General features: G+C 36.8%; 15 protein-coding genes. 8 read left to right on the forward strand and 7 right to left on the reverse strand.

Going from position 1 to position 15494, the window contains the following annotated elements:
* Window positions 1–86: 86 nt before the first annotated feature.
* Both CUC15_RS02000 and CUC15_RS02005 read right to left on the reverse strand, forming a co-directional pair.
* Window positions 87–776: a lysophospholipid acyltransferase family protein gene (locus CUC15_RS02000; protein WP_114915122.1), complete on the reverse strand. Its 690-nt coding sequence runs from the start codon at window positions 774–776 to the stop codon at window positions 87–89.
* Window positions 776–1519, reverse strand: a complete 744-nt coding sequence (locus CUC15_RS02005; RefSeq protein WP_162800247.1) for a glycosyltransferase family 2 protein — start codon at window positions 1517–1519, stop codon at window positions 776–778. The genes CUC15_RS02000 and CUC15_RS02005 overlap by 1 nt, the downstream gene beginning before the upstream one ends.
* A 261-nt stretch (window positions 1520–1780) precedes the next feature.
* Between CUC15_RS02005 and CUC15_RS02010 the strand changes: the two genes are divergently transcribed.
* On the forward strand, window positions 1781–2638 hold the full coding sequence (locus tag CUC15_RS02010; protein WP_114915124.1) for a VOC family protein: 858 nt from the start codon (window positions 1781–1783) through the stop codon (window positions 2636–2638).
* 170 nt (window positions 2639–2808) lie between these two features.
* The gene (locus CUC15_RS02015) at window positions 2809–3885 is read left to right on the forward strand and encodes an LLM class flavin-dependent oxidoreductase (RefSeq protein ID WP_114915125.1); all 1077 of its coding nucleotides are present in this window, start codon (window positions 2809–2811) and stop codon (window positions 3883–3885) included.
* Window positions 3886–4108: 223 nt separating this feature from the next.
* Here CUC15_RS02015 and CUC15_RS02020 read toward each other — a convergent pair whose 3' ends face one another.
* The 3 genes from CUC15_RS02020 to CUC15_RS02030 all read right to left on the reverse strand — a co-directional run bounded on the left by CUC15_RS02020 (window position 4109) and on the right by CUC15_RS02030 (window position 5969).
* Window positions 4109–4726, reverse strand: a complete 618-nt coding sequence (locus CUC15_RS02020) for an alpha/beta hydrolase (RefSeq protein WP_114915126.1) — start codon at window positions 4724–4726, stop codon at window positions 4109–4111.
* 61 nt (window positions 4727–4787) lie between these two features.
* Window positions 4788–5396: a flavin reductase family protein gene (locus CUC15_RS02025; protein ID WP_114915127.1), complete on the reverse strand. Its 609-nt coding sequence runs from the start codon at window positions 5394–5396 to the stop codon at window positions 4788–4790.
* A 138-nt stretch (window positions 5397–5534) separates the two neighbouring features.
* Window positions 5535–5969: a MarR family winged helix-turn-helix transcriptional regulator gene (locus CUC15_RS02030; protein WP_114915128.1), complete on the reverse strand. Its 435-nt coding sequence runs from the start codon at window positions 5967–5969 to the stop codon at window positions 5535–5537.
* Between the two features lie 181 nt (window positions 5970–6150).
* Between CUC15_RS02030 and CUC15_RS02035 the strand changes: the two genes are divergently transcribed.
* The 6 genes from CUC15_RS02035 to CUC15_RS02060 all read left to right on the forward strand — a co-directional run bounded on the left by CUC15_RS02035 (window position 6151) and on the right by CUC15_RS02060 (window position 13834).
* Window positions 6151–6579: an Rrf2 family transcriptional regulator gene (locus CUC15_RS02035; protein WP_114915129.1), complete on the forward strand. Its 429-nt coding sequence runs from the start codon at window positions 6151–6153 to the stop codon at window positions 6577–6579.
* 70 nt (window positions 6580–6649) lie between these two features.
* Entirely contained in the window at window positions 6650–7291 is a 642-nt protein-coding gene (locus CUC15_RS02040) for an NAD(P)-dependent oxidoreductase (RefSeq protein ID WP_114915130.1), read from the forward strand.
* Window positions 7292–7501: 210 nt separating this feature from the next.
* Window positions 7502–8077: a general stress protein gene (locus CUC15_RS02045; protein ID WP_114915131.1), complete on the forward strand. Its 576-nt coding sequence runs from the start codon at window positions 7502–7504 to the stop codon at window positions 8075–8077.
* A gap of 235 nt (window positions 8078–8312) precedes the next feature.
* Window positions 8313–10655: a helix-turn-helix domain-containing protein gene (locus tag CUC15_RS02050; protein WP_114915132.1), complete on the forward strand. Its 2343-nt coding sequence runs from the start codon at window positions 8313–8315 to the stop codon at window positions 10653–10655.
* A gap of 410 nt (window positions 10656–11065) precedes the next feature.
* Window positions 11066–12487, forward strand: coding sequence for an MFS transporter (locus tag CUC15_RS02055; RefSeq protein ID WP_114915133.1), 1422 nt, complete (start codon window positions 11066–11068; stop codon window positions 12485–12487).
* 153 nt (window positions 12488–12640) lie between these two features.
* Window positions 12641–13834, forward strand: a complete 1194-nt coding sequence (locus tag CUC15_RS02060) for an amidohydrolase (RefSeq protein ID WP_114915134.1) — start codon at window positions 12641–12643, stop codon at window positions 13832–13834.
* Between the two features lie 51 nt (window positions 13835–13885).
* On the opposite strand, the gene CUC15_RS02065 is transcribed toward CUC15_RS02060, so the two are convergent.
* Together CUC15_RS02065 and CUC15_RS02070 are read right to left on the reverse strand one after the other, a co-directional pair.
* Window positions 13886–14641 carry an ABC transporter permease gene (locus tag CUC15_RS02065; protein ID WP_114915135.1) on the reverse strand — a complete coding sequence of 252 codons (756 nt, stop codon included), beginning with the start codon at window positions 14639–14641 and terminating at the stop codon, window positions 13886–13888.
* Window positions 14638–15369, reverse strand: a complete 732-nt coding sequence (locus CUC15_RS02070) for an ABC transporter ATP-binding protein (RefSeq protein WP_114915136.1) — start codon at window positions 15367–15369, stop codon at window positions 14638–14640. Before CUC15_RS02070 ends, CUC15_RS02065 begins: the two co-directional genes overlap by 4 nt.
* Window positions 15370–15494 lie beyond the last annotated feature (125 nt).

Raw genomic sequence — 15494 nt, forward strand, 5'->3', positions numbered from 1 at the left:
TTTGCAGTAATGTTGAATTAATATATGAATCCCCTTTCATTGGCTTTAAAAAATATGGGCGATAAAACAAAAAAAAATAAACAAATCTATTGTTCGCCGCATTTTCTTGCTAGCATATTAAGGTTATCTTGGATTTTTTGCAGCACAACTTTTCGCTCGGTCTTGAAATCAGCTTCATCACGAAAATAAATCTTTTGCTCCGCTACAATTGTTTTTAGATTTTTACTCACATACGCAGGAATAAAGCATATATGTTTACCTGTTTTATTAAAATAGTATTTTTCCAAGTAAAGGAATCCATCATACAATTCGTTAACAGTGGATGATGTATCACTGTAATCAACGTCAGGAAAAATGGCGATAGGATTGCCGGTCTCTAATGCTTCAACACTTGTCCTAAATGTTTCTAAAATCTCCCTGGACCCCCGATAAACAGGAATCCCTCTCCCAGACTTTAATAGTTTGGGAATGAAGAAGGAGATGGGCAGGGCAATCGATTTTGCGAGGTATTTATTCCATCCGAATCTTTCTGTAAATGTAAAATCCGCATACTGTTTATAGCATGCACGTTGATCAAGGAAATCATGAAGCACCCAAGTACGGACTGTTTCAGGAAAGGAATTCAGCATGACAAAAGGACCAAACAAATTTTGATGGTGAGAAACGAAGACAACAGGCTCATTTAAAGTTTCTGGTAGTTGAACATTATATTTAGGAAAAGCAATTTGAACAAGCGAACGATTGAATCTGAAAAAAATGCCATACTTATTTTGCATTATTTCTCACCAATCTGCTTGGGGCTTTCCGAGTGTATTAAAGATCCTTTTCGGAAAAAACCAGCAGTAATTCTAGTCATGATCTGCAATGAATCCCGAATGGATTTATAGTAAGAACCTGCGTTATTATTGAAATAAAGGGTTTCAATTTCGATTTTGTGTAAGGGAATATGCCTTTCAATGGCGTTTATTAGCATATTAATTTCATATTCATAACGTTCTCCTTTTAGTTGAAGAAGCCACGGAAGGTCGTGGAACGCAATTCCTCGAAGGCCTGTTTGAGTGTCTGATAGTTTTTCCTTGAATAATGCATGGAAGATAAACCGCGTTAGTTTATTACCTAGAATGCTTTTTTTTGGAACGTTCGGTTGGTTGAAATCACGAACACCTAAGATCAATCTATTTTCCTTAGAATCTAATAAAGCAGCAATCTTGATTACATCTCTTGCAGCATGCTGTCCATCCGCATCAGCGGTTACAACTCCAGTCATATCTTTAAAGTGTTCATTAATATAAGTGAAAGCTGTCTTCAATGCCCTTCCTTTTCCCTGATTGGTTTCATGCGTAAGTACAGTACAATATGATTGTTGATTTAACTCATTAAAAATTGGCAAGGAATCTTTAGTGCTGCCATCATTTACGACAATAATATGTGCGATTCCGTCATTCGCTAAGGTTCTAACATAATTTATTAAATTATCTGTTGGATTGAGAGCTGGTATGGTTACTATACATTTTATCATTTGCATTCACCCCATTTAAAAAATCAATAAGATGCTTTCCTTTTATTATAATATACAAGTTTTGGAAATAGACTAAATATGCCTCTTATGCCCTTAACGAGAATTAGCTTGACATAATATCATTGTATTTATATAATACTTACATAAAGTAACTTGGTTTAAATTTATAATTAAGTATAGTGAAAATTACGCTTTTTCCACATTACTTTCTAGTTATGTGGAAAAATGAAATATAAATAAACATGAGAGAGGACAAAAACAATGGAAAAGAAATTTTTTGAGAAACCATCAATCTATGTAGGGCAAGTTAATATAAATGTAACGAATTTGGAGCGCTCAATTACGTATTACCGCGATTTTATGGGATTTAAAGTAATCGAACAAACAAATGACAAAGCAGTGTTATCTGCGGACGGAAAGACACCGCTATTAACATTAGAGCAGCCAGCAGATGTGTTGCCAAAAGAGGGAAGAACAACTGGGTTATACCATTTTGCAATTCTATTACCAACACGCGCGGATTTATCTGCATTTTTACAGCATATTATTAAGGCTACAGGTGGCCAAATGAGATTAGGTGCTTCTGATCACTATGTAAGTGAAGCATTGTACTTTGATGATCCTGATGGGAATGGAATTGAAATTGCCCATGATCGCCCAGCTTCCGAATGGAAATGGGCAGATGGAATCGTTGACATGGCAACTGTCGCACTGGACGGGGACAGTCTGGTTGCGGAAACTAACGAGGCATGGAAAGGAATGCCAGCGGAGACATTAATGGGACATATCCATTTACATGTAGCCGATTTAGACAAGACAGAAACGTTCTATATGAAAGGTCTTGGATTTGATATTGTAACAAAATTCCCTGGCGCGCTATTCACTTCAACAAATGGTTACCATCATCATATCGGTTTAAATACTTGGAATGGTGTTGGTGCAAAGGCGCCAGCTAAAAATAGTGTCGGTCTTAATTGGTTTACGTTAGTATTCCCTGATGAAGTTACTCGAGGTGAAATCATCGAACAGTTGAAGCAAGTTGGGGCAACTGTTAAGGAAGAGCAGGATTACTATGTTACAGAAGATCCATCAGGAAATGTAATTCAATTAAGAGTATAAGCAAAATGTGAAGAGGCTCCTCATATAATATAGGAGGAGCCTTTTTGTTAATGAAAGTTAAGTTTATTTTTCTGGTAGTAAAAAAGCATAAAAACTTTCTTACTACACAAGTGCAACTAAGGTTGTCACCGAAAGGCATGGTTAAACCTTAGTTTTTTAGGAGGAATTCAATGAATATACATCAAGAGAATCAATCACCATTTGAAATTGGTATTTATACATTGGGGGATATTGTAACAAATCCTCTTACAGGAAAAGTAATCAGTGCTGGTGATAGAACTCATGAAATAATTGAAGCAGCAAAGCTGGCAGATCAGGGCGGGTTGGACGTATTCGGGATTGGAGAGCATCATCGTCTCGACTATGCCGTATCCTCTCCACAAATGGTGCTATCTGCAATTGCTCAAGTTACAAAAAACATTAAACTTACAAGTGCAACAACCGTATTAAATACAGTGGACCCTGTACGGCTTTTTGAAGATTTCGCTACACTCGATTTGATTTCAAAAGGAAGAGCTGAAATAACTGCTGGCCGTGGGGCATTCGTGGAGTCCTTCCCGCTGTTTGGCTATCATTTTGATGATTATGATGCTTTGTTTGAGGAGCATTTACAATTATTAATGAAATTGAATAAGAGTGAACGGGTAACTTGGAGTGGGAAATATCGCTCAGCATTAAATAATTCCGAAATTGCACCACGACCTGCACAAGCCGAACTACCGATTTGGACTGGAGTAGGTGGAACGGTTTCAAGTGCTGCTAGAGCTGGAAAATATGGAACTGGTCTGACAATTGCGATGATTGGCGGGGAGCATGAACGATTCTTACCGCTAGTTGAAGCATATCGTCAAGCTGGGAGACTAGCTGGAAATGATCATTTGAAAGTAGGAATTACCGGCCATGGTTTTATTGCCGACTCGATGGAAAAAGCAAAGGATACGTTCTATCCTTATTACGCGCAATATACTCAGTATATGAATAAACAGCGTGGTCAGAATGTGGAGGTTTCTCGTACGGCATTTGATTACATGACAAGTCCGGAAAGAGTTATGTTTATCGGAAGTCCACAGGAAGTGGTTGAGAAAATCCTTCATCAGCATGAAATGTTTGGTCATCAACGATTTATGCTGCAGATGGATATTGGTGGAATGCCGTTTAGCCATATTGCGAATACAATTGAACTATTAGCATCAGAGGTTGCGCCAGTAGTAAGGCGCGAAGTAAGTAAGCAAGCGACAACAGTATAAAATATCTCTGCCGAGGATTCAACTAGAATCTTGGTGGGGATTTTTTGATTCGAGGGAAGGGAAATATGCCCTGAGAATTATTTTACCAATGGTAGCTTGAGGGATCGCACCCGAAGAAAAAATAATTCAACAAAGCGATAAAAAGACAATAACAGTCATATCATCGAAACCAATAAAATCTCCCCGGATAACTATCATTACCCGGGGAGATTTTATTCAATTTTTATGATTTATTAGAGATTAAGCTTCTATACCACTTAGCAGCTGCTTTTACTTCATCAATTGTTAATTGATGTCCACGGTTCTCCCAGTGTAATTCAACACTTGCACCTGCATTTTCTAATAATGTTTTCAATTCCTCTGATTCCGTGGAAGGACAGATTGGATCATTTGTACCAGCTGCAATGAAGACTCCATTGCTTGAAAGGTCTGGCAACTCTATTCCTCTTCGTGGCACCATTGGATGATGTAAAATAGCGGCCTTTAATGCACTCTGATAATGGAAGAGCAGACTTGCAGCGATATTTGCACCATTGGAGTAACCAATAGCAACTATATTGTTACGGTCAAATTCGTATTTTACTGCTGCATCATCTAGAAATTCATTTAATTCTTTTGTGCGGAAGATGAGATCTTCTTCATCAAATACACCTTCAGCCAGTCTTCTAAAAAAGCGAGGCATGCCGTTTTCTAGTACATTTCCTCGGACACTTAATACATTTGCCTCTTTATCGACGATTTCTGCCAATTGAAGGAGATCCTGCTCTGTTCCCCCTGTTCCATGTAGCAATAGTAATGTTGGTTTTGTGCTATCTGTTCCTTTTTGAAAAATATGTTTCATATAATAATTCTCCTTTCATTATAGATCGAATTTATTCTATTACGTATCCAAATACAAGAATCTATTTCGGTCTTTCAATCGAAAATATTTTGCCAATCTTGGCATAGTTATGTCCAGCAAGGCGGCTAACAGCACCAAGTGCCTCAGGATTTATTCTACCTTCTTCATAGATTGCTTCATCGATATGGAAACGAATAATCTTACCGATAATAAGATCTGTTCCAATTGAACCATCTTGCCCTAATTCAATCACTTGCTCCAATTTACATTCAAAGCGAACTTTCGCTTCTTTAATCCCGGGTACAGAAATTGTTTCACTGTCAACAAGGGTCAAGTTCGCTAATGCTAGTTCACTTTCATTAGGCGGAAGTGATGCTGCTGTTTTATTAATTTCTTCTACATTTTCCAAATCAACAATGTGGACAACAAATGCTTGATTATCTATTATATTTTGAGCAGTGTCTTTTCTTTTTCCGTTTTTACGCTGAGTAGAAATGGAAATCATCGGTGGATTAGATGAAACGACATTGAAATAGCTAAAAGGAGCAGCATTGACGGTTCCATCCTTTGCGACACTTGTCACAAATGCTATCGGTCTAGGAATGATACTGCCAATGAGCAATTTATAGTTTTCTCGTTCAGTATTTTCTTTTGGATCAAAGGATAGCACAGCGTTTTCTCCTTCACATTTTTTAGAAAATCAACTAGCAGTCAATTTTCTGTTCATATTGCCATTGAAATATTTTTCTTATCGAATTGTAAAGCCTGATACTCCGGCGTGGAAATCATCATTTTCCTGCTGTTTGTTTTAACGTAATGCCTCTCCTTTTCTTCCTACTTTTTTAAGGACGTCAAGAACGATTTCTTTTTCTTCAGATGTGACACCCTCAAATAGTGCTTCAATGACTTGTTGATGCTTAGGGAAAATTTCATCCATTAGTTTTTTCCCTTTGTCTGTAATTTGTATATAGACGACCCTGCGATCCTCTTTACAATCAACTCTTTCTACTAGCCCGTTGTTTTCTAATTTATCGATCACATACGTAATAGAACCTGTATTAATAAGCACCGCTTCAGAAATCTGTCTAATGGTTTGTCTTCCTTTACTGTAAACTGCTTCTATTACTGCAAAGTCTGAGGATTTCATACCATGACTGCTAATATCCTTCTTGATCAGTTCTTCTATCGACTTCGCTGCCTTCATTAAAACAACGAAAGTCTTTAAAGATAAATTATCGCTCATATTGAACTCTTCCCTTCGTAAAATGTATGAAAAAAATTATTTTGAATTAATTTATATTTAATTAAGTATAATATACCGAATTTGTTGTTCAATGTCAATTATTAGTTTATACATTATGACAGTGAATTATTGACTAAAATTAAAGATGTAACTATAATGGTTACAACAGGAGGTCACGAAAATGAAAATCAGCAGCAGATTTACCATAGCTGTTCATATATTATCACTTATTACAATTGAAAGGTCGACGCGATGTACTTCTGAGTATATTGCCGAAAGCGTCAATACAAATCCAGTTATTATACGAAAAGTTATGGGCAAGCTAAAAAATGCTGGAATGATTGCCATTCATCGTGGTCTTGGTGGAGCAGAGCTATTAAAACCCTTAGAACAGATTACGCTGCTCGATATTTATCGTGCTGTGGAAGTTGTGGAAGAAGGGGAACTGTTTCAAATTCATAATGACCCGAATCCAAATTGTGCTGTTGGAGCGAATATTCAGGGTGTGCTTGAACTGATCTTGTTTAAAGCTCAAGATGTGATGGAAAATATTCTGGACGAGGTGACAATGGAAGAACTCGTTAAAGTGTTAAATCAAAAAATAGGCTAATATAGTCCATTTTTTTGTTATTGATGTAACCATAAAGGTTACATCAAAATATACTTAGGAGGTTTTATCAATGAAGGTAGGCATTATAGGTGCAACAGGAAAAGCTGGAAGTTTGATCTTGAAAGAAGCAAAGGAAAGAGGCCATGAAGTAACGGCAATTGTAAGAAACGCTGCTAAATTGGCTGACAAAGATTTAGAAGTTGTGGAAAAAGACTTATTTCAATTAACTGCAGAGGATTTGAAAAAATTTGACGTAGTTGTTAATGCATTTGGTACAGCTCCAGAGATAGCTGAACAGCATGTTGAATTAGGAAAAGTATTAATTGCAGCACTTCAAGGTACTGAAGTCACGAGATTAATCGTTGTTGGAGGAGCAGGAAGCCTTTATGTCGATGAAGCGAAAACGACGCGTTTAATTGATACACCTGAATTTCCGGATGCATTTAAATCCATTGCATCCAATCAAGGGAAAAACCTCGAAGACCTGCAAAATTCAACTGGAATTAAGTGGACATTCCTCAGCCCAGCTGCTTTCTTCAATCCTGAAGGCAAGCGAACAGGCACATACAAAGCAGGAAAAGATAATCTCATCGTCAATGCACAAGGTGAGAGCCATGTAAGCTATGCAGATTATGCAATAGCAATTGTTGATGAAATTGAAAATGCAGCACATGTTAATGAACGCTTTACTGTAGTTTCTGATGCAGAATAAATGAGGGAATTGAAGAAAAGGAAATGGTATCCTAAGGGCTATCATTTCCTTTTTTATTGAGTTTTGGAGGGAAAGCCAAGACATGAAGATATATTAATTGAGCTCAATGTGGTATTCACCGAGTCTGGTAAGGGAAACACAAATATGATTAATATTCAACAAAGTGGGTATATATCAGTATGGACAAATACTAAGGAGGATGATTAGAAGATGCCTAATAAAATTATTGGCGGCGTATTCGCTGTAGCAGAAGATGCAGAGAAAGCAATTAATGAACTGAAAATACAAGGATATCAAAGCGAGGATATTTCGGTTTTTGCCAAGGACAAAGATCAAGTTAACAAAATTGAAGATGAAACAGGTACAAGCGTGACAGCAGAAAAAGACGGACGTGGAAAAAACGCTGGAAAAGGTGCGGGAATTGGTGCCGTTTCAGGAGGTGTGCTGGGCGGTATTGTTGGATTAATCGCTGAAGCTGGGCTGTTAGCGATACCTGGTATTGGCCCATTGGTAGCGGCGGGGCCCATTGCAACTACACTTGCTGGTCTGGGAATTGGTGCTGGCGGCGGCGGGATTGTCGGTGCTCTAGTGGGAGTCGGCATACCGGAAGAACAAGCAAAAGAATATGAAAAATATTTGAAAGACAATAAAGTCATTGTTTTGGTTGAAGTTAACGAAGAAAACCAAAGTGATGTATATCGTAACTTCATTTCAAACAAAACAGAGAACTCAACAATGTATCCGGAGGAAATTCTTATTACTGAGAATAGAACAAGAGATTTGTAATAACAGTAAGGTATAGTTTCACAAAAAAATATAAAATAAAACTATGTTCGTAGAAGGCATAGTTTAGTTGCCAGTGGTGTTCGCTACCACTGGCATTTTGCTTTTGTAATTTTCATTGCTGTGCTTGCTTTCTCTTTGAGGCGAAATGGCTTTTTTACAAAGCTGTAAAAAATTTGATAATCAGTATAAACTTCATTATATAATAAGGGATATATCAGAAGCAGAGGTGTAATAAATGAACAAACCGATAATGGATGATTATAATATCAGTTTACAGCAAATTGAATTATTAGCACCTAGAATATGTACGGGAATTCAAGTAATGCTTGTTATAAGTGGAGAGATAACTGTTGAAACAAATAGTCGGTATTATTTATTGAATGAAAATGATTTGCTTGTCATTAACCGAAACCAGTATTATCAAGCAAAAGGGAGCAGACCAAACAGTGTTTTGATGTTGAATCTTTCTGACAGATATATGAGTAAAGCCTATTCTTCTTATCGAACAAGCCGATTTGAATGCTATTCAAGGGAAATTGATATGGGGAGAGAATTAATGGTTGGAAAGCTTCGCAAATTATTAGTAGAACTTATGCTTACATATTATCGTCGCGATGAAAGCTATCAGATCGAAATTCAAGCATTTATAAGTGAACTTCTATTAATTTTGATTCGCCGTTTCAAACAAAAGGGAAGCTCACTGGAAAAAATTGATACAAAGGATGAACGACTGAATCAAATAATAGCTTATATGGAAAAAAACTATGATCAATCGATTACTTTGGAAGAAATAGCGCATCATTTTTATTTGTCTTCAGGATATTTATCGCGCTATTTTAAACAAAAGGTAGGAACAGGATTCAATCGATTTCTAATGAATATCAGGCTGGAGCATTCATTGAAGGATTTACTGTATACTTCAAATTCCATTTCGCAAATTGCGATGAAGAACGGCTTTCCAAACACAAAGTCATTCACAACATTATTTAAGGAAATATATGAAGAAACGCCGAAGAATTACCGAGAAAAGCACCAGGTAGAAAGAGTGGATTCAGTAAAGAGCTATAATCTGGAAGATGCATCGGAAATTATTCATACCCCAAGTATTCTGGAAAGATTAGGTGCAATACTAACGAATTCGGATGAAACATATAATAATACCGAAACAAAATCAGAAGAATTAAAAATCGATTTATCCCATATTTCCACTAGTAAAATTAATCGGCCAATGCATAATTTGATGATTGGCGAATTGAGAGAACTATTGAAGGAAAGTGTTCGATCACAAATATTAATGGTAGCCAAGGATATGCGGCTTGAAAACATTGGAGTGCGAAATTTAATAACAGGCTCGACATTTATTCCTCCTGTTGAAACTGATGAGATTATTGCAACAACATCTCCATATTACAATGCTGACTTTGCATTAAATTTCCTTAAAAAAAATGAATTATCATTATTTGTTCGGGTAGATTATAAGGAAATATCGACAGACGAGGATGGCTATTTTACAGAATTGCATAAATTCATGAGTCATTGTATTAATGTTTATGGCCAGGCTTACATAGAAACATGGCATTTTATGTTTTATGAATCATATCCAACGGGTGTTAGTGGGAAAGATTTAGAGCGTGTGTATATGAAATTCTATCATGCGTTAAAGACATATGCTCCGCTTATTTCTGTTGGCTCCTTCTTTCCTTTTGCATTTAAAAAGGAAGAGACAAGCACTCAGCATCAATGGTTAATTAAAGATGAAATTCCAGTGGATTTCTTTGGCTATGAAGCAAATCAAAATGAAGTTATAAATTTTGAAGAGCTTGGTAATGATCGTTTCTCCTTAGCGGAAGGATATATAAAGGAGAAGACAGATAAATTGCTCACTTATTTATTGCATCATAAGAAAGAACGGCCAATTCATTTAATTAGCTGGAATACACTTTCTGGAAATACAAGACATACGAATGGTACTTTCTTCAGGGGTGCTTTAGTACTTAAAAATGCCTTTGAGGTTGCAGATAGAATTGAATCAATGGGGTTCTGGATTAATACGGAGCAGCATGAGAAAGGAAGAAAAGAGCGGAATATTCCGATTGAGGGATTGGAACTTTTTCATTACTTTAACGGAAAGCGACCTGCTTTTTTTGCAATGCAATTCTTAGAGCGGCTTCAGGGGGAAGTAGTTGTAAGTGGTTCTGATTATATTATGACGAAAAATGATCGTGGATATCAGTTATTGTTAATGAATAGCAACATTATTAATCCGTATTATTCGGTTGAGGACACATTTCTCCAAAAACTAAATAAGGATATTCATGTAACAATCACAAACATGGAGCAAGGGGAGTACCAAATTCGTAAACATGTATTTGATAAGAATAATGGAGCATTGTATACAAAATGGTGGGAATTAAATAGTGCATACGGCATGGACATGGAAGTCATCGATTATATTATCCAGACAAGTCGCCCATCTCTGGAAATATTTGATGAAGCGATTGAAGGAGAATGGGCATTTTACGCCTATTTATCGATAAATGCGATTCATTTCTTTGATATTCGCAAGGCTTTGATTTAACACATGCTTTTGATTCGTGAATGTTTAATTAAGAATATGATGGGAAGAGAGGATTGACACAATTATTGTCAATCCTCTCTTTTATGTAAAAAAATAACGGTCATTTAATAACCTATATTTTTTGAAGTAGAAAAAATAACGAGTTATTTGCTGGAAAGGGGCAAATAATAACTTACTCTAAAACAGGAAATCTTTTACAATAAAAATGTGAAAAGAAAAGAGCTCAAAACTTTTCAGTGAAACTTAGCACTTTTATCCAGTTTATCTTTTAGTAAATATGTAAGAAAAGGATGGTAATAATAAAGCCATCTAGGAATGATTTAAGCTTCACAGATTAAGCATGAAAGGCAATTGCTCGGTGAAACGTTACTTAGCACTAGTTTTATAAAAAATTTGGAGGGAATAATAATATGGAAACCACAACTTATAAAGGTACAAATAAAATGATTATCGGTATTGTTTTTGGTGTTATCACTTTTTGGTTATTCGCGCAAGCAATGGTAAATATCGTTCCTGCAGTGCAAGAGGATTTAGGTGTATCACTTGGTACATTAAACATAGCGATTAGTTTGACCTCTTTATTCTCTGGATTGTTCATCGTAGTAGCAGGTGGACTAGCGGATAGAATGGGGCGGAAGAAGCTTACGTATATTGGTTTAATTCTTAGTGTGATTGGTTCATTGCTCCTTGTAATAACAACCGGTGCTACACTTTTAATTATTGGACGAGTACTTCAAGGATTATCTGCTGCATGTATTATGCCAGCAACGATTGCATTAATGAAAGAGTATTTTGAAGGTGCGGAAAGACAACGTGCACTTAGCTACTGGTCAATTGGTTCTTGGGGTGGATCAGGATTTTGCTCATTTGCTGGTGGTGCAATTGCAACGTATATGGGATGGAAATGGATCTTCATTTTCTCAATTATTTTTGCATTGCTTGCAATGGTTCTAATTAAAGATGTTCCTGAAAGTAAGGCTCCATCAACAGGTAAGTTTAAATTTGACTTTGGTGGTTTAGCTATTTTTATTATCACATTACTTGCTATAAATATATTGATTACACAAGGTGCAAACCTAGGCTGGACAAGTGCGGCTACAATAATTCTCGGCGTAGTATCAATTGTGGGAATTGTAGCTTTCGTTAAGTATGAAGCTAAACGAACAACAGCATTAATTGACTTTAAAATGTTCGAAAGTAAACCATATACTGCTGCAACAATCTCCAATTTCCTATTAAATGCTGTTGCTGGTACATTAATTGTCGCTAATACGTATGTTCAAGTTGGTCGTGGTTACAGTGCATTTCAATCAGGAATGCTGTCAATTGGTTATTTAGTTGCAGTACTTGCTATGATTCGCGTTGGTGAAAAGTTGATGCAACGTACTGGTGCAAAAAAACCGATGGTGTGGGGGACAATCTTAACTCTTATCGGCGTAGGAATTATGGGATTAACATTCTTACCTGATTTAATGTACACAATTGTCGTGTTCGTTGGTTTTATCTTATTCGGTATTGGACTTGGAATGTATGCAACGCCATCAACAGATACAGCAGTTTCTTATGCTCCTGATGATAAAGTAGGAGAAGCTTCTGGGGTGTATAAAATGGCAAGTTCTTTAGGGAATGCTTTCGGGGTTGCAATTTCTGCAACAATCTATAGTACAATTGCAGGATTTAGCAGTGTAGAGGTCGCTGCCTCAGCAGGGATTATTACGAACGTTATCTTTGCAGTACTCGCATTAATCTCAATTATTGTTTTAGTTCCTAGTAACGTCGGGAAACCTTCACAAACTTCAAGACATACATCTAAACCGGTTGTTGAACATTAACATTTACTAAAGGAGATGGAAATGGTGAAAAATGAACTTATTAATCTACTCCAATCCCGAAAAGGTGAAATGATAAATTCGTCGCTATTTCATGAAAATCCAGAGGTATATCGTTTAAAGAAGAAAAGCAATACGTTATGAGGAGGATTTATGATGAGACAAGAATTGATGAAGATGTTAGAACAACGCAAAGATGAAATGATAGAAATTCGCCGCCATTTACATGAAAATCCAGAGTTATCCTTTAAAGAAGAGAATACGGCAAACTATATTGCTGATTTTTATCAAGGGAAAGATGTAGAAATCGAACGAAATGTAGGAAACGGATACGGTATTATAGTCACCATTAAGGGTGGAAAGCCTGGCAAAACGATTGGTTTAAGAGCAGACTTCGATGCATTGCCAATTACCGAAGAAGCGGATGTCCCGTTTAAATCGAAAAACGAGGGAGTTATGCATGCTTGTGGTCATGATGCACATACAGCGTACATGCTAGTACTTGCGGATTGCCTTATCCAATTAAAAGATCAAATTAATGGTACGATTAAAATTATTCACCAACATGCTGAAGAGCAACCACCAGGTGGAGCGAAAAGTATTGTTGAGTCAGGTGCCTTAGATGATCTTGACCGAATCTTCGGGATTCATATCTTACCATTAGCACCAGCAGGTACGGTAGGATACCATAGCGGGTATTCCTTTAACGGTCGATCTTATTTTAAATTAAAAATCAATGGAACAGGCGGACATGGTTCTTCTCCACATAAAGCGAACGATTCAATTGTTGCAGGTGCTTATTTTGTTAATGCGGTGCAGACCGTAATTAGCAGAAGGCTAGACCCGATGAAGGCTGGCGTTGTTACGATTGGCTCATTCGATGGTAAGGGAAGCTTTAACGTAATAAAAGACAGCATTGAGTTAGAAGGAGATATCCGTTATTCTGACGATGACGCAAAAGAGGTTATCGACAAAGAATTCCACCGTGTTGTGAAAGGGATTGAAGAATTATTTGGTGTAACGTGTGAATTAACGTACACTGCGGATTATCCGCCATTGTATAATGATCCAGAAGTAACGGCATTTGTTGCTGAAGCATTAAACCATTCCATGGATCAAGATATTACAGAAGTGAAAGAATTTCCGAAGCTGTCTCCATCTGAAGACTTTGCATATTATTTGAAGAAAACTAAAGGCTGCTATTTCTTCATTGGTTGTACACCAAAGGGTGTCAAAGAGCCTTTCTTCAATCATCATCCTAAATTTGATATTGACGAAGATGCAATCCTTGTTTCCGCTAAAGCAGTTGGAAATGTTGTATGCAGTTATTTTGAACAAGAAAATGCATAGAAAAAACCCGAGCCAATTATGGCTCGGGTTTTTGTTAGGGTGTTAGTTATCTCACGCATCTACTTTCAATAATTGCATTTGTTTATTAAATAAAGTTGGATAGGACAGGAACCCAAGTAATACACTTGTTACAACCACCGTTGTCAAGAGCAGAAAGAGAATGAGTAATTGGAATTGCACTGCTTGAACAGGATCCGCACCAGCAATAATTTGTCCACTCATCATACCAGGGAGTTGGACAAGTCCAATTGTTTTCTGGCTCTCAATAGTGGGAATCGTACTTGCCTTGATTGAAGCAATTAATTGGGAATGAATTGCTTGCTTTGGCGTACCACCAAGTGATAGAATAAGCTCTATTTCATCCTGATGTGCATTTATCTCTGCAGTAAATCGATTAAGGAATAGGATTGAAAGTACCATCGAATTACCAATCATCATTCCGCTAATTGGGATTATGTATTGTGCTTCGGCCGGAGTAATATGGAAGCCGAGTAAGATACCTTGTGTTAATATCTCAACAAAAACAAATGTCACAATTAGCTTCCAAGTGATACCTTTAATTGCAGCACCTTTTTTACGTGCGTTTTGTGTTGCGGCTCCAATCATTAATGCAATCATCAGAACGGTATAGATTATATTCTCGGAATCAAATACGAACTGGAGGATATAACCGACGATAAGTAGCTGAATAATTGATCGAACGGTTGCAATAACGGTATCTTTTTCTAATTCCAGATTAAATGCCTTTGATAATATAATTGGAATTAAGACAAAAATTAAAGCTAAAGACAATGTAAGAAATGTCATACTAAATCCCCCTTAATGAATTGTTTAACTCGGTCATTTTGAGGATTATTCAGAAATGAACTTTCTCCAGATTCAATGACTTCTCCGTCTATCATTACCCAAGAATACTTTCCAATAGTAATTGCCTGGGTTAAATTGTGGGTGATCCATATAATTGTCGTACCGTATTTCTGATTGATTCTAACAATAAGTTCTTCGATGTCCTGCTGGGATACTCGGTCAAGTGAAGATGTAATTTCGTCAAGTAATAATATTTTCGGCTTATTGACGAGAGTGCGGGCAATGGAGACTTTCTGGCGCTGACCGCCAGATAGTTCTTTCACATTACGAGTTAAGAATCCCTCACTGAGCCCTACATCCTGCATTAATTCCTTCGCATCTTCTTTTGATAATTTGCTCCCTTTCAGAGTTAACGGCAGTGAAAGGTTTTTCATGACTGTGCCACGAATCATTGTTGCACTTTGGAGTGCAAGTCCGACATTTTGACGTAATTCAATTGGATTGTATTGATCGATTTTCTTCCCACTAATAAGAATTTCTCCTGAACTAGGAGAAATAAGTCGATTGCATAATCTAAATAATGTTGTTTTTCCTGCGCCAGAGGGACCGACTAATGTCGTAATTTTTCCTTTCGGGAATGAACCTGTAATATCTTTTAAAATCGATGTGCTGCGATCTGAAAAATTAACATGCTTGAACTGGATTGCAGCTTCATAAGAATCTGTCATGTACTAACTTCCTCACTTCATATTATGTAATCAATACTAGTTAGATTGTATCAAATATAGGAGAACCAATGAAAGATTTAGTGATTCATTTGAAAGGAAATGGTTAGTGACTAAATATGCTGATA

Origin of the sequence: Oceanobacillus zhaokaii, from assembly GCF_003352005.1 — a bacterium.
Taxonomy (GTDB): domain Bacteria; phylum Bacillota; class Bacilli; order Bacillales; family Amphibacillaceae; genus Oceanobacillus; species Oceanobacillus zhaokaii.